The organism is Egicoccus sp. AB-alg2 (genome assembly GCF_041821065.1).
Classification (GTDB): Bacteria; Actinomycetota; Nitriliruptoria; order Nitriliruptorales; family Nitriliruptoraceae; genus Egicoccus.
This window is the reverse complement of the sequence record NZ_JBGUAX010000014.1, coordinates 38,425-59,253: the sequence shown is the minus strand read 5'-3', so window position 1 is coordinate 59,253 and position 20,829 is coordinate 38,425. Positions and strand designations below refer to the sequence as shown.

The 20,829-nt window shown below is 73.8% G+C and carries 20 protein-coding genes; 17 read left to right on the top strand and 3 right to left on the bottom strand.

The window, feature by feature from the left end:
* The first annotated feature begins 258 nt into the window (after positions 1-258).
* The 6 genes from ACERM0_RS21300 to ACERM0_RS21275 all read left to right on the top strand — a co-directional run bounded on the left by ACERM0_RS21300 (position 259) and on the right by ACERM0_RS21275 (position 6,146).
* A complete protein-coding gene (locus ACERM0_RS21300) occupies positions 259-873 on the top strand; it encodes a TlpA family protein disulfide reductase (RefSeq protein ID WP_373680651.1) in 615 nt (204 codons plus the stop codon).
* Between the two features lie 3 nt (positions 874-876).
* The gene (locus ACERM0_RS21295) at positions 877-1,626 is read left to right on the top strand and encodes a cytochrome c biogenesis CcdA family protein (protein WP_373680650.1); all 750 of its coding nucleotides are present in this window, start codon (positions 877-879) and stop codon (positions 1,624-1,626) included.
* A gap of 31 nt (positions 1,627-1,657) precedes the next feature.
* Positions 1,658-3,379: a cytochrome c biogenesis protein ResB gene (locus tag ACERM0_RS21290; protein WP_373680649.1), complete on the top strand. Its 1,722-nt coding sequence runs from the start codon at positions 1,658-1,660 to the stop codon at positions 3,377-3,379.
* The gene (ccsA, locus tag ACERM0_RS21285) at positions 3,376-4,614 is read left to right on the top strand and encodes a cytochrome c biogenesis protein CcsA (RefSeq protein WP_373680648.1); all 1,239 of its coding nucleotides are present in this window, start codon (positions 3,376-3,378) and stop codon (positions 4,612-4,614) included. Before ACERM0_RS21290 ends, ccsA begins: the two co-directional genes overlap by 4 nt.
* Before the next feature lie 237 nt (positions 4,615-4,851).
* Complete coding sequence (gene sigK / locus ACERM0_RS21280) at positions 4,852-5,403, top strand: ECF RNA polymerase sigma factor SigK (protein WP_373680654.1); 552 nt, start codon at positions 4,852-4,854, stop codon at positions 5,401-5,403.
* The gene (locus tag ACERM0_RS21275) at positions 5,400-6,146 is read left to right on the top strand and encodes an anti-sigma factor domain-containing protein (RefSeq protein ID WP_373680647.1); all 747 of its coding nucleotides are present in this window, start codon (positions 5,400-5,402) and stop codon (positions 6,144-6,146) included. Before sigK ends, ACERM0_RS21275 begins: the two co-directional genes overlap by 4 nt.
* Positions 6,147-6,278: 132 nt before the next feature.
* Here ACERM0_RS21275 and ACERM0_RS21270 read toward each other — a convergent pair whose 3' ends face one another.
* Entirely contained in the window at positions 6,279-7,454 is a 1,176-nt protein-coding gene (locus tag ACERM0_RS21270; protein WP_373680646.1) for an AMP-binding protein, read from the bottom strand.
* Positions 7,455-7,600: 146 nt separating this feature from the next.
* Between ACERM0_RS21270 and ACERM0_RS21265 the strand changes: the two genes are divergently transcribed.
* From ACERM0_RS21265 to menD, 4 genes are read left to right on the top strand one after another with little or no spacing between them, the layout of a single operon-like run.
* On the top strand, positions 7,601-8,527 hold the full coding sequence (locus ACERM0_RS21265) for a 1,4-dihydroxy-2-naphthoyl-CoA synthase (RefSeq protein ID WP_373680645.1): 927 nt from the start codon (positions 7,601-7,603) through the stop codon (positions 8,525-8,527).
* Positions 8,527-9,435, top strand: a complete 909-nt coding sequence (locus ACERM0_RS21260; protein WP_373680644.1) for a 1,4-dihydroxy-2-naphthoate polyprenyltransferase — start codon at positions 8,527-8,529, stop codon at positions 9,433-9,435. Before ACERM0_RS21265 ends, ACERM0_RS21260 begins: the two co-directional genes overlap by 1 nt.
* Positions 9,432-10,451 carry an o-succinylbenzoate synthase gene (locus tag ACERM0_RS21255; RefSeq protein WP_373680643.1) on the top strand — a complete coding sequence of 340 codons (1,020 nt, stop codon included), beginning with the start codon at positions 9,432-9,434 and terminating at the stop codon, positions 10,449-10,451. Before ACERM0_RS21260 ends, ACERM0_RS21255 begins: the two co-directional genes overlap by 4 nt.
* Complete coding sequence (gene menD, locus ACERM0_RS21250) at positions 10,448-12,208, top strand: 2-succinyl-5-enolpyruvyl-6-hydroxy-3-cyclohexene-1-carboxylic-acid synthase (protein WP_373680642.1); 1,761 nt, start codon at positions 10,448-10,450, stop codon at positions 12,206-12,208. The genes ACERM0_RS21255 and menD overlap by 4 nt, the downstream gene beginning before the upstream one ends.
* Positions 12,209-12,362: 154 nt before the next feature.
* Here menD and ACERM0_RS21245 read toward each other — a convergent pair whose 3' ends face one another.
* Complete coding sequence (locus ACERM0_RS21245; protein ID WP_373680641.1) at positions 12,363-13,655, bottom strand: isochorismate synthase MenF; 1,293 nt, start codon at positions 13,653-13,655, stop codon at positions 12,363-12,365.
* A complete protein-coding gene (locus ACERM0_RS21240; RefSeq protein WP_373680640.1) occupies positions 13,652-14,296 on the bottom strand; it encodes a hypothetical protein in 645 nt (214 codons plus the stop codon). The genes ACERM0_RS21245 and ACERM0_RS21240 overlap by 4 nt, the downstream gene beginning before the upstream one ends.
* 254 nt (positions 14,297-14,550) lie before the next feature.
* On the opposite strand from ACERM0_RS21240, the gene ACERM0_RS21235 reads away from it, so the two are divergent.
* The 7 genes from ACERM0_RS21235 (at position 14,551) to ACERM0_RS21205 (ending at position 20,826) form a co-directional block, all read left to right on the top strand.
* The gene (locus ACERM0_RS21235; RefSeq protein WP_373680639.1) at positions 14,551-15,255 is read left to right on the top strand and encodes a class I SAM-dependent methyltransferase; all 705 of its coding nucleotides are present in this window, start codon (positions 14,551-14,553) and stop codon (positions 15,253-15,255) included.
* 5 nt (positions 15,256-15,260) lie between these two features.
* Positions 15,261-16,148 (top strand): hypothetical protein, encoded by an 888-nt coding sequence (locus ACERM0_RS21230; RefSeq protein WP_373680638.1) that lies wholly within the window; start codon positions 15,261-15,263, stop codon positions 16,146-16,148.
* A gap of 283 nt (positions 16,149-16,431) precedes the next feature.
* Entirely contained in the window at positions 16,432-17,745 is a 1,314-nt protein-coding gene (locus ACERM0_RS21225; protein WP_373680637.1) for a geranylgeranyl reductase family protein, read from the top strand.
* A 198-nt stretch (positions 17,746-17,943) separates the two neighbouring features.
* Complete coding sequence (locus tag ACERM0_RS21220) at positions 17,944-18,303, top strand: NADH-quinone oxidoreductase subunit A (RefSeq protein WP_373680636.1); 360 nt, start codon at positions 17,944-17,946, stop codon at positions 18,301-18,303.
* The gene (locus ACERM0_RS21215) at positions 18,294-18,782 is read left to right on the top strand and encodes an NADH-quinone oxidoreductase subunit B family protein (RefSeq protein WP_373669505.1); all 489 of its coding nucleotides are present in this window, start codon (positions 18,294-18,296) and stop codon (positions 18,780-18,782) included. Before ACERM0_RS21220 ends, ACERM0_RS21215 begins: the two co-directional genes overlap by 10 nt.
* Complete coding sequence (locus ACERM0_RS21210; protein ID WP_373680635.1) at positions 18,779-19,471, top strand: NADH-quinone oxidoreductase subunit C; 693 nt, start codon at positions 18,779-18,781, stop codon at positions 19,469-19,471. The genes ACERM0_RS21215 and ACERM0_RS21210 overlap by 4 nt, the downstream gene beginning before the upstream one ends.
* 56 nt (positions 19,472-19,527) lie before the next feature.
* Positions 19,528-20,826, top strand: a complete 1,299-nt coding sequence (locus tag ACERM0_RS21205) for an NADH-quinone oxidoreductase subunit D (protein ID WP_373680653.1) — start codon at positions 19,528-19,530, stop codon at positions 20,824-20,826.
* The last annotated feature ends 3 nt before the right edge of the window (positions 20,827-20,829 follow it).

Here is a 20,829-nt window from a genome sequence, read left to right as displayed (position 1 = left end):
CGAAGCGACCCCTGCGCAGGCGACCACCACAGCCCCGGAGCGGTCGGGCTCCGGGACGGCTCGGAGCGCCTTAAGGGCGCGCACCGAGAGCGAGCGAAGCGACCCCTGCAGAAGCGACCATCACGGCCCGGAGCGGTCATCCGGGCTCCGGCGCGCCGGGCGGGCGGTGTTGGGGGTGCTCGGGTTGGCAGTTCGGACGGGGGACGGGCACCCTGGGGGTCCGCGATTCGCTCGCTTCGCCCAAGGGGAACCGCCGTCGTGTCCCGTCCTCGTCGGGCCCGTTCGTGGTCCGGGCTCCTGCTCGTGCTCGCGCTCGTCGCCGTGGGCTGCACCAGCAGTTCCAGCGCGGCAGGGTGCGAGGAGACCCTGCCGGGGGTGCGGCCGGGGCTGTGCCCGATCGCCGAGGAGGACCGGCAGCCGGCGCCGACCGACGTCATGCCCGTGCTGGGCGAGGACGGCGAGGAGTTCACCATCGCGGACCTGCAGGGTCGGGTCGTCGTCGTGAACTTCTGGGCGTCGTGGTGCGGGCCGTGCCGCGTCGAGCAGCCCCACCTGAACGCGGCGTTCGACATGCTGCCCGAGGACGAGGTCGCGTTCGTGGGCGTCAACATCGAGGACGCGCACGCCAACGCGCTGGCCCACCAGAACGAGTTCGACATCCCGTATCCGAGCCTGTTCGACCCGGACAACGTCTACGCGTCGCGCTACGGCGGGGTCGGCGCGCGGACCATCCCGACCACGTTGTTCCTCGACGACCAGGGCCGGGTGGCGGCGCGCCTGTTCGGATCCCCGCGCGACGCCATCGAGGTGACCGCGCTGGCCGAGGCGGTGGCGCGCTCGGGCGAGCCGGCGTCCGCCGCGGCGGGGTCGTAGGCCATGGGCGAGACGGTCCAGGCCCTCATCTTCGACGCCAACGTCCTGGTCGCGGCGGCGATCGCGTTCACGGCCGGGTTGGTGTCCTTCGCGAGCCCTTGCGTCGTACCGCTGGTGCCCGGCTACCTGTCGTTCATGACCGGGCTGTCGGGCGAGGACCTCGCGGACGGCGGGGTGCGGGCGCGGGGCCGGGTGGCGCTGGGCTCGCTGCTGTTCGTGGTCGGCTTCGCGATCCCGTTCGTGATGCTCGGCTCGTTCGTGGCCGCGTTCGACATCCTGGCGCGCTCGACGGTGGCCCGGGTGACGATGGGCACGGTCGTGTTCGTGCTCGGCGTGCTGATGGCCAGCGGCAAGCTGCTGCGCGAGTTCCGCCTCAGCGACCGGGCACCGACCGGCCTGGCGTCCGCGCCGGTGCTCGGGTTCGTGTTCGGGGTCGGCTGGACGCCCTGCATCGGCCCGGCCGCGGGGGCGATCCTGACGATGTCCGCCAGCGTCACCGAGGGCGTGTCGGCCCGTGGCGCCTTCCTCGGCTTCGTCTACGCGCTCGGGCTCGGGGTGCCGTTCATCGTCTTCGGGCTGATGTTCCGCCGCCTGTCGGGTGCGCTGGACGTGCTCAAGCGCAACGCCCGGACGCTGCAGGTCGCCGGCGGCTCACTGCTGGCACTGGTCGGCCTGGCCATCGCGACGGGACTGTGGGACCAGTTCATCCGCCTGCTGCGCCCGCTGATCACCGGCTTCGAGCCGCCGATCTGAGCCCTCCACCCCGCGAGGTACCGTCCCCACCGTGAGCCGCACCGACTCCGCCGCGCCCCCCGAGGCGAACCCGCAGGTACGTCCCCCACGTGATGGCGGCGACGGCCCACTGGGCTTCGTCTGGTCCTCCGTGGTCATGGGCTGGCGCTGGCTGGTGCGGATGCGCACGGCCCTGTACCTGCTGGGTCTGCTGGGCGTGGAGACGCTGATCGCCACGATCGTCCCGCAAGAACCGAACGTCCCGGCCACGGTGGACGCTTGGCGTGCCGGCACCGAGGGCCCCGGCACGGCGGTGTCCGGGCTGATCGACCTGATCGGCGGCTACGACGTCTACGGCTCGCCGGCGTTCCTCGCCCTGTTGCTGCTGCTGTTCCTCAGCCTCACCGCCTGCCTGATCCCACGCATCCGCGCCTGGGTCCGCCTGGTGCGCCACAGCCGCCCGCCGCTGACCCGCAACGCCGGCCGCCAGGAGGTCGTCGCGCGCCTGTCGACGACCCGCGAGGTCGACGAGGCGCACCGCAGCGCCGCCGACCTGTTGCGCGGCTCCCGGTGGCGCGTGCGCGTCGAGGAGGCCCGCGGCGCCGACGGCGTCGTCGCGGCCGGTCCGCCCCCGCAGGTCGCGGCGGAGAAGGGCCTCTGGTCGCGCGAGGGCGGCAGCCTGCTGTTCCACCTCAGCTTCTACGTCCTGCTCGCGGCGATCGTGTTCGGCCAGCTGCTGAGCTTCGAGGGCCAACGCGCCGTGGTCGAGGGCGAGCGCTTCGCCGACACGCCGGTGTCCTACTGGACCTACGGGCCGGGCCGCTGGTGGTCCGAGGCCAGCCACAGCGGCTGGATCCTCGACCTCGAGCAGTTCCACGTCGACTGGGTCCGCGACCCGCTGGCCCCCGGCGCCGGCCAGCCCACGCTGTTCCGCTCGGACGTCGAGGTGACCCACGGCGACGGCAGCGTCGAGCAGACCGTCATCGAGGGCAACCGCCCGCTGGTCGTCGACGGGATGAAGATCCACCAGCTGGACTGGGGCTACGCGCCGTTCGTGCAGGTCGAGGTGGACGGCGAGCTGGTCTACGAGAACTTCCTGACCGCCACGGCCACCGACGGCGGGCACTTCCGGGCCGCGGTGAAGGCCCCCGCCGCCGACCCGGACGTCGGCCTGTCGGTGTTCTTCTATCCGTACGCGCCGGACAACGAGGCCGGCGAGCCGGTCCCGACCGGCGCGCCGTTCGCCGACGACCCGCTGCTGCTGTTCCAGATGTTCCGCGGCGACCTGCAGCTCGGCCGCACGGCGCAGACGATCAACGAGCTGGACACGTCCGAGCTCGAGTCCGCCGGCGGGGCCTGGCTGCGCCCCGGCGCCGAGGTGGACATGGGCGACGGGGTCGTGGTCCGGTTCGTCGAGCTGCGCCGCTGGGTCGGCTTCCAGGTCAGCGCCCGCCCGCAGATCCCGTACCTGCTGCTGGCCAGCGGGCTGCTGCTGGCCGGCCTGTGGCCGGCGCTGTACGCCTACCGGCGCCGCCTGTGGGTGGTGGCGGAGCGTGACGCCAGCGACGGACGTACCATCGTGACCGTCGCCGGACGCGCGTTCCAGCGTCCCCAGACCTTCGACGACGAGCATGCGGCGCTGGTCGAGCGGCTGGCCCGCCAACTCGACGCGACGCCGTACCCCGCCGACGGCGCGACGCCAGCGCCGGTCGGTGTCGAGCCAGGCCCCGGTGGGGGACGAGGGCCGGACGCGGTCTCCGAGGAGATGACATGAGCCAGGACCAGCTCGCCGAGCTCTCACGGCTGCTCTACAGCCCCGTGACGCTGCTGCTGTACGTCAGCGCGGCGATCGTGTGCCTGTACTCGCTGACGACGCGGGCCGGTCTGGCGACCACGCGCAGCGGGGCACCCGCCGGCGCCAAGCTGCAGCGGCTCGGGATCGCGCTGGCCTGGACCGCCGTCGCTGCCCACGTCGCCCACGAGATCGTGCGTGGCCTGGCACAGGACCGCCTGCCGCTGGGCAACATGTTCGAGTTCACCTCGGCGATGGCGCTCACCGGCGCGCTGGCCGGGCTGATCTACCTGACGATCGTGCGCAAGAAGCCCGAACTGGTCGGCTTCGTGATGCTCGGTGCGGCCGTCGTCGTCAGCTCCGCCATGCTGACCTACGCCGACCCCGGCCCCCTCATGCCGATCCTCGACACCTGGTGGCGGACCTTCCACGTCAGCGTCATCGTCACCGCCGCCGGCATCTTCACCGTCGGGTTCCTGTTCAACGGCCTGCATCTGCTGCGCGACACCGCCGAGCGGGGCCTGGCCGCCGCACGCGCCGTGCCCACCGGTCGGTCCACCGTGGGCGCCGCCCACATCAAGGACCTTGCGCCAGGCGTGCCGGGCGACGACCTGGACAGCGGCGCCAGGAACCCCGACGAGGCGCTGAGCGGGCGCGTCGCCCCCGACGAGGACCACGGGTCCACGTCGCTGCCCGTGGAGGCCGAGCGCCGCGCCATGCGCACCGCGATCTCGCCGCTGAAGCTGGCGGTCGGCACCTTCCTCGGCACCTCGACGGTCTCCTGGGTGTTCGTGGCGACGCCTACGACCACGCTGTCCGAGGGTCTGACCCGGGCGCTGACCGTCAACCTCACGCTCGTCGCCGTCGCCCTCATCGCGCGCTGGTTCGTGCCGTTCCTGCCGCAGGCGTCCACGCTCGACGGGCTGGCCTACCGCACGATCGCCCTCGGCTTCTTCGCCTGGACCTTCGGGGTCATCGCCGGCGCCATGTGGGCCGAGCAGAGCTGGGGCCGCTTCTGGGGCTGGGACCCCAAGGAGACCGCGTCGTTCCTGACGTGGATCGCCTACGCGGCCTACCTGCACGCCCGCGCCACGCGGGGCACCCGTGGCCGCGGCGCCGCCTGGATCGGGATCGGCGCGTTCGCGGTGCTGATGTTCACCTACTACGCCGTCAACCTCGTCTTCGTCGGGCTGCACTCGTACGCCGGGCTGTCCTGACGCGCGACCGCCGCACGCGAACCTGCACCGAACCTCGGCTGCGCACGTCGCACGACCCCGTGGTGACCCACAGGCACGGGGCAACCCGTAGGAGCCTGCACGCCGAACTCGTCTCGCACGCCCCGTCCGGACCGTGACCGGGGCAGCGTGACACGAGCGAGGTCTACGGTGAGCGACGACCCTCCCCACGAGGGCGCACGGCGCGACCAGCGCCGCCTGCGACCCGTCGTGCCCACCATGCCGGCGCCGACCGACGACGACCTGCTCCTCGACGTCGCGCGGGGTGACCAGGCCGCGTACGCCGCGCTGTACGACCGCATCGCGGGACTCGTGTACGGCATCGTGCGACGGGTGGTTCGCGACCCGGCACAGTCTGAGGAGGTCGCCCAGGAGGTGCTCGTCGAGGTGTGGCGCACCGCGGCCCGCTTCGACCCCGACCGGGGCAGCGCCCACACCTGGATCCTGACGATGGCGCACCGCCGGGCGATCGACCGCGTCCGGTCGGAACAGGCCAGCCGCGACCGCACGCACCGGGTCGGGCAGGGCCAGCAGCAGCGCGAGTACGACGCGGTCTCCGAGGAGGTCGAGGTGGCGTTCGAGCACGAGCAGGTGCGCGCCGCGCTGGCCACGCTGACCGATCTGCAGCGCGAGGCCGTGGAGCTCGCCTACTACAAGGGCTACACCTACCGCGAGGTGGCCGAGCTGCTCGACACGCCGCTCGGCACCATCAAGACCCGCATGCGCGACGGCCTCATCCGACTGCGCGACGCGATGGGGGTGGCTTCGTGACCGCTGACATCCACACCCTGACCGGCGCCTATGCCGCCGACGCGCTCGACGACGACGAGCGCCGCTTCTTCGAGCAGCACCTCGAGGCCTGCGACGCCTGCGCACAGGAGGTCGCCGAACTGCTGGCCACGGCCGCCCGCCTCGGCGGCGCCGCGGCCGAACCGCCACCGCCGGACCTGAAGGTCAGGGTGCTGGACGAGATCGACCGCACCCGCCAGGAGGCGCCGCGGCCACGTGCCGGCGATGGTGCGGGCAGCACCGGCACGGCGACCGGACGTCCGTGGTGGGGCCGCCTGCTGGTCCCGGCGGCGGCCGTGCTGGTCGTGCTGGGCATCGGTGTCGGGGTGCTCGTCAACGACCTGTACGGACGCGTCGACTCGCTCCAGGACCAGCAGGTCCGCTACGAGGAGATCCTGGCCGCCCCCGACGCGCGGTGGGTGGAGACGCAGGGGCCCGACGGCTCGGTCGGCCGGGTCGTGCTCTCGCCCAGCCGTGGTGAGGCGGTCCTGCTGGTCGACGGCATGGCGCCGGCGCCGCACGAGCACACGTATGAACTGTGGGTCATCGACGCGGCCGGTGCCACGCCCGCGGGCGTGTTCGACGTCGACGACCGCGGCCGGGTGTCGCGGGTGGTGACCGGCGACTTCACCGAGGCGGCCGCGATCGGTGTGACGGTGGAGCCGGAAGGCGGCTCGCCGCAGCCGACCAGCGACCCGGTCATGGTGCTGGAGCTGGGCACCTGACCGGTGTGGACCGGATGCCGACCGGGCACGGGCGGGACGCGGCGCGCGACCCGCCCGATGCGCGACCCGCCCGATGCGCGACCCGCCCGACGCGCGAGCCGACGATCCGGCGCCGCCGGCCGCCCGGTGCGCTCACTCGGCCAGCAGCTTGACCGCCGCGCGCGGCAGCTTGCCCATCGCGTCGCGGGGCAGGGCCGCCACGACCACCAGGTCCCGGGGCGCATAGGAGGCCGGGTACTCGCGCCGCACGTGCTCGCGCAGTTCGTCCAGCGTCGGGGGCGCGTCGGGGTCCCGGGGCACGATCACGGCCACGACCGCCTCGCCCCATTCGGGGTCGGGGCGGCCGGCGACGGCGACGTCCAGGACCTGGGGATGGGTGCGCAGCGCCGAGGCGACGGTCGGCGCCGGCACGTTGATCCCGCCGGAGACGATCACGTCGTCGACGCGGCCAAAGACCTCCAACGTGCCGTCCTGGCGCAGGCGGCCGTGGTCGCCGGTGACGAACCAGCCGTCCTCGTCGACCAGCGGCTGGGTGCCGCGGCGGGTCCGGTACCCGGTCGCGAGCAGGGGACCGCGCACCCGGATGCGACCGTCGCCGTCGCCGGTGACGTCCACCTCGACGCCGTCGAGCGGCCGGCCGTCGTAGACGCACCCGCCCGCCGTCTCCGTCATGCCGTACGACACCACGACAGGGACGCCCGCCTCGCGCGCGGCGTCGAGCAGCGCCGGCTCCGGCCGGGCACCGCCGAGCAGCACGGTGCGGAACCGGCTCAGGTCGACACCGGCCTCCAACAGCCGGGTGAGCTGGGTCGGCACCAGCGAGACGTGCTGTGCCTCGCTGTCGCCGAGGTCGTCGCCGCCCGGCGGCGTGACGTCGGGCTCCGTTCCCAGCGCCCGCGAGCGCAGCACGATTTGGATACCGGCAACGTGATGGATCGGCAGCGCCAGCAGCCACCGTTCCCCGGGCTCGCAGCCCAGGCGCGCGGTGCTGGCGGCCGTCGAGGCCTGCAGGACCTCGTGGGGCAGCACGACGCCCTTCGGCTGGCCCGTCGAGCCCGACGTCGCCACCACCAGCGCGGTGCCATCCGCGATCGGTGGCGCGTCGGCGAGCGGCTCGTCGACGAGGTCGCCGGCGTCGTCCAGGCGGCGCAGCAACGCGGGCCGCAACGCCCGCAGCGTGCGCTGCAGCGTCGCCGCCGGCGCGGTCGTGGACAGCGGCAGCACGGCGTCGCCGTCGGACCACACGCGGTCGAGTTCGTCGAGGAATCGCTCCGGCGGCAGCCGGAGGGCGACCAGGCGAGCGGGCACCTCGAACCTCCAGGGGAGGACGTCGCGGCGGGACGTGGCCGGCGTCGCAGGGGTGGCGGCGCGGCGGGGCAGCGACACGCGGAGCGGTTCCGCGTCGGTGTTAGCGTAGAGCCGGAGTGCTCCGGCCAGAGAGGCGAACCAGAAGCGTGGTCTCCGAAACCTTCGATCCCAGCCGCTGGCGTGTCGTCGACGGGTTCGACTTCACCGACATCACCTACCACCGCGAGGTCGGCCCCGACGCCGGCGGGACGGTGGTCGACCGCGGCACGGTGCGCATCGCGTTCGACCGGCCCGAGGTCCGCAACGCCTTCCGGCCGCACACCGTGGACGAGCTGTACCGCGCGCTCGACCACGCCCGCATGACGCCCGACGTCGGTTGCGTGCTGCTGACGGGCAACGGGCCCTCGCCCCGGGACGGCGGCTGGGCGTTCTGCTCCGGTGGTGACCAGCGCATCCGCGGCCGCGACGGCTACCGCTACGCGGAGGGCGAGACCGCAGAGACCATCGATCCGGCGCGTGCCGGCCGGCTGCACATCCTCGAGGTGCAGCGGCTGATCCGCTTCATGCCCAAAGCGGTCGTCTGCGTGGTGCCCGGCTGGGCCGCCGGCGGCGGGCACTCCCTGCACGTGGTGGCGGACCTCACGATCGCCAGCCGGCAGCACGCCCGGTTCAAGCAGACCGACCTCGACGTCGCCTCGGTCGACGGCGGGTTCGGGTCGGCCTACCTCGCCAAGCAGGTCGGGCAGAAGTTCGCCCGCGAGATCTTCCTGCTCGGCGACGAGTACTCCGCCGAGGACGCCCACCGCATGGGGATGGTGAACCTCGTCGTCGACCACGACCGGCTGGAGGACGCCGCGCTCGCGTGGGCGGCGAAGATCAACGGCAAGTCGCCCACCGCCACCCGCATGTTCAAGTTCGCGATGAACCTCACCGACGACGGGTTGGTCGGTCAGCAGGTGTTCGCCGGCGAGGCGACCCGCCTGATCTACATGACCGACGAGGCGCAGGAGGGACGCGACGCGTTCCTGGAGAAGCGCGATCCCGACTGGTCCGGCTTCCCGTACCACTACTGATGAACCCCTACCTCGAGGCGGCACGACCGCGGACGCTGCCGGCGGCCGTCGCGCCGGTGCTCGTCGGGACCGCCGCCGCGGCCACGCCGCTGACCGACGTGTCGTTCGTGCGGTTCGTGCTCGCGCTGCTCGTGGCTCTCGCGCTGCAGGTCGCGGTCAACTACGCCAACGACTACTTCGACGGCGTGCGCGGCGTCGACACCGAGGCGCGTGTCGGCCCCCGCCGGGCCGTGGCCAGCGGCCTGATCGCGCCCGGCGACATGAAGCGCGCCATCGCCGCGTCCCTGCTGATCGCGGCCGTCGCGGGTCTGGCGCTGGCGGCGCTGGCGGGCTGGGAGCTGCTGCTGGTGGGTGCGGCGGGGATGCTGGCCGCACTGGGCTACAGCGGCGGACCGCGGCCCTACGCGTCCGCCGGGCTCGGTGAGCTGTTCGTGTTCGTCTTCTTCGGGCTGGTCGCGACGGTCGGCTCCGCGTACGCGCAGGACGAGACCATCACCCTGATCGCCGTGCTGGCGGCGATCCCGATGGGCTGCCTCGCGACCGCGCTGCTCGTGGTCAACAACCTGCGCGACATCCCGACCGACCGTGAGGCGGGCAAGGTGACGCTCGCCGTCCGGTTGGGTGATGCCGGCACCCGCCGGCTGTACGTCGCCCTGGTCGCGGTCGCCTTCCTGCTGCTGCCGGTGCTGGCGGTCGTCACCTCGGACGGCTGGCTGCTCGCGCCGCTGCTGAGCGTCGTGGTGCTGTGGCCGGGCGTCGCCACCGTCCGCCACCCGGCGACGTCGGGGCCGCGGCTGATCCAGGCGCTGGAGGCCACCGCCAAGGGGCAGCTCGCCTACGCCGTGCTGTTCGCCGCCGCCCTGGCCAACGCCACCGGCCTCACCCCGACCGCGGCGGGGCTGGCATGAACGAGATCGGCCTGCTGCGCCCGTTCGTCGTGCCGATGCGGCTGCGGTTCCGCCGCGTCACCACGCGTGCGGGTGTGCTGCTGCAGGGCCCCGCGGGCTGGGGCGAGTTCTCGCCCTTCCCGGACTACGGGCCCGCCTACACGTCGAGGTGGCTCGCGGCGGCGCAGGAGGCGGCCACCGTCCCCTTCCCGACGCCGGTCCGCGACCGCGTGCCGGTCAACACCACCGTGCCGGCCGTGGACCCGGAGCGGGCGTTCGCGTTGGTGGCCGCCAGCGGCTGCCGGACCGCCAAGGTGAAGGTGGCAGAGACCGGCCAGGACCTCGCCGACGACCTCGCACGCGTGTCGGCGGTCCGCGACGCACTGGGCCCGGACGGTCGGGTGCGCGTCGACGCGAACGGCGCCTGGGACGTCGAGTCGGCCGTGCTCGCGGTGACGAGGCTGGATCGTGCGGCGGGCGGGCTGGAGTACGTCGAGCAGCCGTGCGCGACCCTCGACGAGCTGCGCGAGCTGCGGCGTCGGGTGGACGTGCCGCTGGCGGCCGACGAGTCGGTGCGCACGGCCGAGGACCCGCTGCGGATCGCCGGCCTGGACGCCGCCGACGTGCTGGTGGTCAAGGTGCAGCCGCTGGGCGGCGTGCACCGCGCGCTGGAGGTGATCGACGCGGCCGGGTTGCCGACCGTCGTGTCGTCGGCGCTGGAGACGTCGGTCGGCCTGGCCGCCGGGGTCGCGCTGGCCGCGGCGCTGCCCGAACTGCCCTACGCCTGCGGGCTGGGCACGGGCAGCCTGCTGGCGGCCGACGTCACGGACCGGCCGCTGCTGCCGCAGGACGGCACCCTGCCGGTGCGGCGGGTCGCTCCCGACCCGGCGATGCTGGACCAGGCCGCACCCGACCCGGAGCTGACGATGGACCTCCTCGACCGGCTCCAGGCCGCCGCCACCCACCTGGCCGCCGCCCAGCAGGCCGACGACGCGCACCAGGCCGGCGACACCGCCGGCGGCGAAGGCAGCCGATGATGGACGCCGGCGCCAACCCGTCGCACGCCCTGGCGCTCGTGCTCGTCGACGAGTTGGCCCGTGGTGGCGTCACCGACGCCGTGCTGGCGCCCGGGTCGCGCTCGACCGCCCTGGCGATGGCGCTGCACGACGACCCGCGCGTCCGCCTGCACGTGCAGATCGACGAGCGCTCGGCCGGCTTCCTCGCCGTCGGCCTCGCCCGCGCCACGGGCCGGCCCGCACCGGTCGTGGTGACCAGCGGCTCCGCCGTCGCCAACCTGCACCCGGCACTGGTCGAGGCCGACACCGGTCACGTGCCGCTGGTCCTGCTGACCGCCGACCGGCCGCCGGAACTGCGCCAGACCGGCGCGAACCAGGCCATCGACCAGCTCGGCATCTTCGGCCGGCAGGTGCGCTGGTTCGTCGAGGTGGGCGTGCCAGAGGACCGCCCGGGAGCCGTCGCCTACTGGCGAGCCACCGTCTGCCGTGCCCTGGCCGAGGCCGGGGGGCTGTCCGGCCCGGCCGGCCCCGTGCACGTCAACCTGCCGTTCCGTGAACCGACCGTGCCGCTGACCGACGACGGCCGCGCCGCCGCCGACGTACCGTTCCGCCAGCCGCTGGAGGGCCGGGCCGGCCGCCGTCCGTGGGTGGTCGTCGACCGGGCGCCGCGCCACGCCCCGGCCGCCGAGCTCGCGTCGCTGGGCGCCCGCATCGCCGGCACCGAGCGTGGCCTGGTCGTCGCCGGGCAGACGACCGCGCACGCCGGCCCGGCCCTGGACCTGGCCCGGGCCGCCGGCTGGCCCGTCGTCGCGGAGCCGACCTCGAACCTGCGCAGCGGTGAACAGGTCGTTGGCACCGCGCACCATCTGCTCGGCCACGCCGGCTTCGCCCGCGCGCACCGCCCGGAGCTGGTCCTGCGCATCGGCCGGACGGGGCTGTCCCGCAACCTCGCCGCACTGCTGGGCCCGGACGTGCCGCAGCTGCTGATCGACCCCGACGGTGCCTGGCAGGACCCGGACCGGGCCATCGGCGAACTACTCGTCGCCGACGTGGAGCTCACGGTCGCGGCCCTCCGAGACCACCTCGCCGTCCCGGCCGGCTCGGACTGGATGGACCGATGGCGCAGCGCCGACCGCCGGGTCCGCAAGGTGATCGACGAGGTGCTCGACGCCGACGACCGGCCGACCGAGCCGCGCGTCGCCCGTGACCTCGGCGCCGGCCTGCCCGACGGCACCACGCTGGTCGTCGCGTCCTCGATGCCCGTCCGCGACCTCGACCAGTTCCTGGCCCCGCGCGAGCACCTGCGGGTCGTGGCCAACCGCGGCGCCTCCGGGATCGACGGGTTCGTGTCGACGGCGCTGGGGGTGGCGCTGTCGGGGGAGCGGCCGACCGTGGCGCTGTCGGGCGACCTGTCGCTGCTGCACGACGCCAACGGCTTCCTGCTCGCGCCGGACGTGGAACGGGTCGACCTGCCGATCGTCGTCGTCGACAACGACGGCGGCGGCATCTTCTCGTTCCTGCCGCAGCACGCCTTCTCCGGCTCGTTCGAGCGGGTGTTCGGCACCCCGCACGGGCGCGACCTCGCCGACCTGGCCCGGCTGCACCACCTCGGCCACCAGCCGGTGACGACCGCCGCCGAGCTCCTGCCGGCCGTCGACGCCGCCCGCGAGGCCGGCGGCATCCACCTCGTCCACGTGCGCACCGACCGCGAGCAGAACCTGGCGTTGCACCGCCGCATCAGCCGCGAGGTGGCCGCCGCCCTCGACGAACTGGCCTGACCCGGGCTGGCGACCCCGCGACCCACCTGCTCCGCGGCGTCGCGCCGCCGCCCCGATGCGTGCACCCGCATCCGCACCCCGTGCGCGCCAGGATGCACGCATGCGCATTCCGACTCGCGGGCGCGCGGCCTGCCCGGCGACGCGGCAAGCGGTGTCAGGCGATGGGGTCCTCACCGAGGGCCGCCTGCATGGCCAGCAGCTTGAGGCGGGTCTCCTCGAGCTCGGCCTCCGGCAACGACGCCGCCACCACGCCGACCCCGGCGAACAGGCGGGCGCGTGCGCCGTCGAGCTGGGCGCAGCGCAGGGCGATGCCCCACTCGCCGTCGCCGGCGAGGTCGGTCCACCCGACCGGGGCGGCGTAGCGGCCACGGTCCATGCCCTCCAGCTCCGCGATCATCCCGACCGCCCGGTCGCGCGGCGTGCCCCCGACCGCCGCCGTCGGGTGCAACGCCGCGACCACCTCCAGCGCGGTGCGAGCCGACGACAGCCGCCCGGTGAACGCCGTCGCCAGGTGCTGGACGTTGTCCAGCCGCAGCAACCGCGGGGTGTCGTCGTGCACGAGGCCGGTCGTCAGCGGCGCCAGCACGTCGCGAACGGACTCGGCCGCGAACCGGTGCTCCTCCTGGTCCTTGGCCGAGGCCAGCAGCGCGGCGCCCAGGGCGGCGTCCTCGGCCTCGTCGTCGCTGCGGCCGGTCGTGCCCGCCAGCACCCGGGAGAACACCTCGCAGCCGCGCCGCGACAGCAAAAGCTCCGGCGTCGCGCCGACCAGCCCGTCGACCACGAACGTGTGGCAGCTGGGGAATCGCCCGCTCAGCCGCCGGGCCAGGTCCGCGGCGTCGAACGGCTCCTGCGACCACACCGCGTGGTCGCGGGCCAGTACGACCTTGTCCGCGGCGCCGGCCCGGATCCGCTCGATCGCCGCGGCGACGGCCTCGAGCCAGTACAGGTCCGGTTTCGAGGAACCGGCGAATCGCGCCCGGTCGCGGGCCGGCTCCGCCAGCCGGGCGCCGGGCGGCGGCAGCGAGGGCAGAAACGCGGACGGCTGGCCGTCGACCCCCTCGACGGTCGTCAGCCACGTGCGCCCGTCGCGGCGCCCGACCACCACCCGCGGCACGACCAGGACCGAGCCGGCGCCCGCGTCGGTGAAGGCGAACGAGCCGAACCCCACCAGTCCCGTGCCGAACGCGCCGACCTCGTCGTCCACCTCGACGTCGAGGTGGTGCAGCGCCCGTTCGGCGGCGGCGAAACGGTCCGCGCCCGCACCGGGAGCCACACGCACGGCGGTGCCCCACCCGACCAACCCCTCGTCGGCGGGGCCGTCGCGGCGCGTGGTGGTCCGCACCCAGGCGACCGCGTCGGCCGGGCCCGTGCCGTCCGCGGCCCGCGGGAGCAGGCCGAGCAGGGGACGCTGGTCATCCAGCGCAGCGGTGCGGACCCGGAGCTTCACGCGCCCTCGGCCTCCGCACCGCCGGACTCCGCGTCGCCGGGCTCCGCACCGCCGGACTCCGCGTCGCCGGCCTCCCCACTGCCGGCCTCCGCGCCGCCGGCCTCGGCCATCGCGCCGGGAATTCGCTGGGCGGCCTCCGACAGCACCCGGCGGCGCAGGTGGTGCGCCACCAGCCGCTCCGTGGCCGGCAGCATCTGCTGGTACGCGGTGACCAGCCGCGCTGCGGCCTCGTCCTCGCTGGCCGCCGTGCCACGCACCGGGTCGCGGACGAAGCGCAGGAACGCGTCGACGGCGGCCCCGGCGACCTCGCGCACCGCCGTGTCCGTGCGGCGGGCCAGATCCAGCAGTTCGCCCAGCGGCAACCCCGCCTCCAGGAGGGTCAGTCCCGCCCGGACCGCGGCCACGTCCGCCGCCGAGTAGCGCGCCACACCCTGCTCGTCCACGTGGTGCGGCAGCAGCAGCCCGGTCCGGGCGACGGCGTCCAGCAGCGCACGCCCGGCGCCGACCTCGGCCGCCAGGTCGTCGAGGTCGTACGGGGCCTCGAGGTCGTCGTCGGCCGCCAGTGACGCCGGCGGGCGCTCGACGGCCTGCGCGAGGGCGGCGTCGGGAGCGTCCAGGTCACGCTCGGCGGGGGAGGACATCGGTCGCTCGGCGGTCGGGGACGGGAGGAGGACGAGAAGGGAGTTCGGACCGCCGGTGGTGGGCGGCCCGCCGTCCGCAGGCTACGCGAGCCCCGCACGCGCCACCGCCGCCGAGACGTGGACCGACGGGTCGTGCAGTAGCCTCGGGGGACGCACCGCGCCACCGTCACGCCGGCGCCGCCCGGCCCGCCCGACAAGGCCCGCCGTTGACCTCGACCCACGACGGAACGCGCCCGTCCCCGGCGGGGGAGGGGGTGCTGCCCGCCGCCGGCCGCGAGGGCAAGGACGCCGCGCTCGTCCAGGCGATGTTCGACGAGGTGGCGCCGCGCTACGACCTGGCCAACGCCGCGCTCTCGCTGGGCCAGGACGCGCACTGGCGCCGGGTGACCGCCGACGCCGCCCAGCCGTTGGCCGCGCACGTGCTGGACGTCGCCGCCGGTCCCGGCAACGTCGCCGTGGAGCTGGTCGCCCGCGGTGCCCGTCACGTCACCGCGCTGGACCTGTCGTTCAACATGCTGGCCGAGGGTGCCCGCCGCGGGCACGACCACGTCACCTGGGTCAACGGCGACGCGCAGGCGCTGCCCTTCCCCGACGCGACCTTCGACGCCGTGACGATCTCGTTCGGGCTCCGCAACGTGCCCGATCCCGAGCGGGCGCTGGGCGAGTTCGCCCGCGTCACCCGTCCGGGCGGCCGCGTCGTCGTGTGCGAGTTCGCCAACCCGACCTGGCCGCCGTTCCGCGAGGTGTACCGCCGCTACCTCGTCGGCCTGCTGCCGGCGATGGCGAAGGTCGTCTCGTCGTCACCGGCGGCCTACCGCTACCTCGCCGACTCGATCCTGGCGTGGCCGGACCGGCGCACGATCGCCGACTGGATCACCGCGGCCGGCTACCAGCAGGTGCAGGTGAAGGACCTGGCCGGTGGCATCGTGGCAGTGCACCGGGGGTTCCGGACACCATGAGACGCATGCGGGCGGCCCTGACGGCGATGGTGCTCACCATCGTGGTGACCGCCTGCGGCGGGACGGCGGACCTGCGCGGCGAAGCCGTCACGGCGCAGAGCGACCCGCAGGAGGCGCTGGCGGAGGCCGTCGCGGCCACGCTCGACGACGCCTTCGCGTTCGAGGTATGGGTCGACGGCCTGGACGGCGCGCCCGCCCCCGCCGAGGTGGCCGGACTGCTGCGCGACGCCCGCCTCACCGGCACGCGCGCGGGCGACGGCGAGGTCGCGGCGGCCGTCGAGGTGGACGGCACCCCGCCACTGTTCGAGATCCACGCCGCCCCCGGGCGCGACCCGCTGGTGCGTGTCGGACTGGCCGACGTGCTCGGCATCCCGGAGGGCGCGGATCCTGAGGCCGTCATCGGGCCGCTGCTCGACGCCAAGGGTGTGACCGGCGAGGAGCGCGCCGCGCTGCTGGCCGGCTACGGGGGCGACTGGATCGCTCTGGAAGGTCTTGACGACCACCACGGCCGGGCCGGCGACGCCGCCGAACTCGCGGACGCCTGGGACGCCGCCGCGGCGGTGGTCGAGGTCGACGTCGACGGGGCGGCGCGCCGCTACACGGTCCGCGTGGACCTGGCGGCGCTGCGGGCGGCGGTGGCGGCGCACCTCGGCTCGCCGGTGCTCGGTCACGACGTCCCCGACGAGGCCACCGGACGGATCACGGTCGAAGACGCCCGCGTCACCGACGTCGAGGTGCAACTCGACGCCGATGGCAGCGCCGCGCCGGCCACGCTGCGGATCGCGCTCGATCAGCACGGCACGGCCACCGTTCCCGATCCGCCGCGACCGGTGGCGCGGGTGTCGGTGGACGACCTGGCTGCGCTCGTCGGCACCATGCACGGCCGGCCGTAGCGTCGGCCGCGCCCGGGCCCGCCACGCCCGGCCGCCCATCGCGTCGCCGCGAAACCGGCGTCCCACGGCCTCGGCGTGAGTGGCTAGACTGTGGGAGCGCTTGTGAAGGCGTTCACGAGCAGCGTCTGCCGGGCGGTCGGCCCGCCGCGCAGCCCGCTGGAGCGGGACACGGCACGGTCGGCCGCGAACCCGTGGTGCACCGCTGGCACCGGTCCGCCGCGGCGTCCCCCGCCGAGCGCACCCGCCGTCCCACCCCGCTGACCCCGCGCGCGAGGAGTCGACCATGGCACGCGACGCCAACGCCCCGGCCGTCGTCGCCGGGACGAGCGACGCGCTGGCCCCCGTCACGCACGCGGACGTGGTCGTCGCGGGCGCCGGCCCGGGCGGTGCCGCCGTCGCGGCCCACCTCGTCGCCCGTGGTCGGGACGTGGTGCTCCTGGAGAAGGACGCCTTCCCGCGCGACAAGGTCTGCGGCGACGGGCTGACCCCGCGGGTCGTGAAGGAGCTGCTGGAGCTCGGCATGGTCGACGAGGCCAACGGCCGCATCGAGGGCTGGGCGACCCAGAAGGGCCTGCGCATCCACGGCGGCCACACCGTCATGGAACTGCCGTGGCCCGACCTCGACGACTGGCCCGGCTGGGGTGCGACCGCGACCCGCAAGGTCTTCGACGAGGCCGTCGCCCGCCTCGCCCAGCGCCGCGGCGCCCGCCTGCACGAGGGCGTCACCGTCACCGGGCCGGTCTGGCGTGACCCCAGCGAGTCCCGCGTCAGCGGCGTGACCTGGCGCGACGCCGATGGGCGGGAGGGCATCGTCCGGGCACCCGTCGTCATCGCCGCGGACGGCGCCAGCGGCAGCCTCGCCCGCGCTCTCGGTGTGCGACGCCGCGAGGACCGGCCCATGGCCGTCGCGGCGCGCACCTACTACCGCTCCTCGCGCGCCGACGATCCGTGGATCAGCTCGTTCCTCGACCTGCGCGACGCCGAGGGCGACCTGCTGTCGGGTTACGGGTGGATCTTCCCGCTCGACGACGGGACGCTCAACGTCGGGCTCGGCCTGCTGTCGACCTCGAAGGACTTCCAGGCCGTCAGCTACCGCAAGCTGCTGACGTCCTGGGCCGGTGGGCTGGCCGACGAGTGGGAGACGACCGAGGACAACCGGACCGACCGCATCCGGTCCGGGCCCATCCCGATGGGGTTCAACCGCACCCCGCTGCACCAGCGCGGCGTCCTGCTCGTCGGGGACAGCGGCGGCATGGTCAACCCCTTCAATGGCGAGGGCATCTCCTACGCGATGGAGGCCGCCCGCCTCGCCGCCGAGGTGGTCGACGGAGCGCTGACCACCAAGCGGACCGCCGACCTCGACGCCTACGACGCCGAGCTGCGCCGGCGCTGGGGCGGCTACTACACGCTCGGCAAGGTGTTCGCCGAGCTGGTCGGGCACCCGGCCGTCATGCACGTGTGCACGGAGTACGGGATGCCGTACCGGCCGCTCATGGAGCTGGTGTTCAAGCTCATGGCGCACCTGACAGACGCGCGGCCGGCCGACACCAAGGACGTCATCATCAACACCCTCCAGCGTCTGGCGCCGGCGGCATGAGCCCGCTGCGCACGCTCTGCCGGCGGCACGGCGCCACGCCCTGCCCGACTGGACAGCGGCCCCGGACGGCTGACCGGCACGCGCCTTGCGGCGTTCGTCCGCACGGCCCTACCGTGACGGCCGTTTCCGGGGCTGCGCCTCCCCCGCCGTGCTGCCTTCGCCCGATCGCGGTCGGGCCGAACGCCGAAAGGCACTGACGTGCTCTCCGACTACTTCCCGATCCTGCTGCTGTTCGGGCTGGCGATGCTCTTCGCGGCCGGCGGCGCGATCACCAGTGCCTACATCGGCCCCAAGGCGCCCAACCCCACAAAGCTCGGCGCCTACGAGTCGGGCAACGAACCGCTGGCGAAGATCAAGGGCACGCGCTTCACCGTCAAGTTCTACATGGTGGCGATGCTCTTCCTGATCTTCGACGTCGAGGCGGTGTTCCTCTACCCCTGGGCGGTCGTCTTCCGCGAGCTCGGCTGGTTCGGCCTGGCCCAGATGGGGATCTTCGTGGTGATCCTGGGTGTGGCCTTCGTGTACGAACTCGGCCGTGGAGGCCTGGAATGGGACTAGAGAGCAAGCTCCCCAACGGCGTCCTGCTGACGAACCTGGAGAAGTTCGTCAACTACGGCCGCTCGACCTCGATGTGGCCGGCCACCTTCGGGCTGGCCTGCTGCGCGATCGAGATGATGAGCGCCGGCGGGCCCCGCCACGACATGGCGCGCTTCGGCATGGAGGTGTTCCGCGCCTCGCCGCGCCAGGCCGACCTGATGATCGTCGCCGGCCGGTTGTCGAACAAGATGGCCCCCGTGCTGCGCCGCATCTACGACCAGATGTCGGACCCCAAGTGGGTCATCTCGATGGGGGTCTGCGCGACCTCGGGCGGCATGTTCAACAACTACGCGCTGGTGCAGGGCGTCGACCACGTCGTGCCGGTCGACATGTACGTGCCCGGCTGCCCGCCACGTCCGGAGATGCTGATGGACGGGATCCTCAAGCTGCACGCCAAGGTCCGCGGCGAGGAGTTCGCGGACAAGGCGGCGCGCTCATGAGCGGCAGCACCGCCTACGACCCCGACGGCATGCCCGGCCCGGAGATGACCGGCCGGCTGGGCACGACGCTGCCGGCGCCCGGTCACGGCACCGCTGGTGCGTCGCTCACCAACGACCAGCTCCGCGAGCGGGTGCTCGCCCGCTTCCCCGGACTGCGCGTCGACGAGCACCGCGGCGAGCTCACGATCTTCGTCGAGCCGGACCAGCTCGTCGAGGTGATGACCTTCTGCCGCGACGACGAGGAACTCGCCTGCGAGCTGCTGTCGGACCTCTCCGGCGTGCACTGGCCCGCCGGTGACCACGTCATCGAGCGCCAGATCTCGACCACGGGCTGGCCCGAGTACCGCGTGTCGCGCGAGCAGGGCGTCATCGAGGTCGACTACGTCCTGCGCTCGGTGCGCCGCAACCACTGGCTGCGCCTCTCGGTCGGCACCCCCGACGACGCCGCCCGCCTGCCGTCGGTCACCTCGATCTACCCGACCGCGAACTTCCACGAGCGCGAGGTCTACGACATGTTCGGGGTGGAGTTCACCGGCCACCCGAACCTGATCCGCATCCTCATGCCCGACGACTGGCTCGGACACCCCCAGCGCAAGGACTACCCGCTGGGCGGCGTCGAGATCGACTACGAGAACGACAAGTTCATCCCGCCGCCGCACGAGCGCAACCTCCGCGAGGTGGTCGAATGAGTCTCGACCAGGACCCACAGACCGGCAACGTCTCCACGGAGCCCGGCGACCGCGAGATGCCGGCCGCGGGCACCCGCGTCGACGACCCCAACGAGCTGTTCGTCGAGGGGGCGGACTGGGAGACCGTCGTCGACGCGATCGAGGACGACACCCTCACCGTCAACATGGGGCCGCAGCACCCGTCGACGCACGGCGTGCTGCGCCTCGTGCTGGAACTCGACGGCGAGACCGTCCTGCGGGTCGCGCCCATCATCGGCTACCTGCACACCGGCATCGAGAAGAACGCGGAGTACCGCACCTGGGTGCAGGGCTCGACGTTCGTGACGCGCATGGACTACGTCGCCCCGCTCTTCAACGAGTGGGTCTACTGCATGGGCGTGGAGAAGCTCCTCGACGTCCAGGTGCCCGAGCGTGCCGACGCCGTGCGCGTGATCCTGTCCGAGTTCAACCGCATCTCCAGCCACCTCGTCTGGCTGGCGACCGGCGGGATGGAGCTCGGCGCCACGACCGTCATGACCAACGGGTTCGGCGCCCGCGAGCACATCCTCGACCTGTTCGAGTCGCAGTCCGGGCTGCGGATGAACCACGCCTACTTCCGCCCCGGCGGGCTCGCCCAGGACGTGACCGAGGACTTCGTCGAGCGCTGCGAGTCGTTGCTCGAGTACCTGCCGGGCAAGATCGGTGAGCTCGAGGACCTGCTAACCCGCAACCCGATCTTCAACGACCGGCTGCGCGGCATCGGCGTCCTCACCGCCGAGGACGCCCTGGCGTTCGGGGTGACCGGGCCCCTGCTGCGCGCCGCCGGCGTGCCGCACGACCTGCGCAAGGCCTCGCCCTACGCCGGCTACGACCAGTACGACTTCGAGGTCCCGACGGAGACCGCAGGCGACTCGTTCGCCCGCTACCTGGTCCGCGTCGAGGAGATGCGTCAGTCGCTGCGGATCATCCGTCAGGCGCTGGACACGCTGCCCGGCGGCGAGGTCATGGTCGCCGACAAGAAGATCCGCTGGCCCTCCCAGCAGGCGCTCGGGCCCGACGGCATCGGCAACGACCCGGAGTACATCCGCCACATCATGGGCGAGTCGATGGAGTCGTTGATCAACCACTTCAAGCTCGTCACCCAGGGCTTCACCGTGCCCGCCGGCCAGGTCTACACGACCGTGGAGTCGCCGCGTGGCGAGCTCGGCTGCGCGTTGACCTCCAACGGCACGAACAAGCCCTACCGCGTCCACCTGCGCGACCCGTCCTTCGTGGGCCTCCAAGCGATGGACGACATGAGCCGCGGCCACGCGATCTCCGACGTGATCGTGGTCGTCGCCAGCCTCGACCCGATCATGGGTGGCGTCGACCGGTAACGC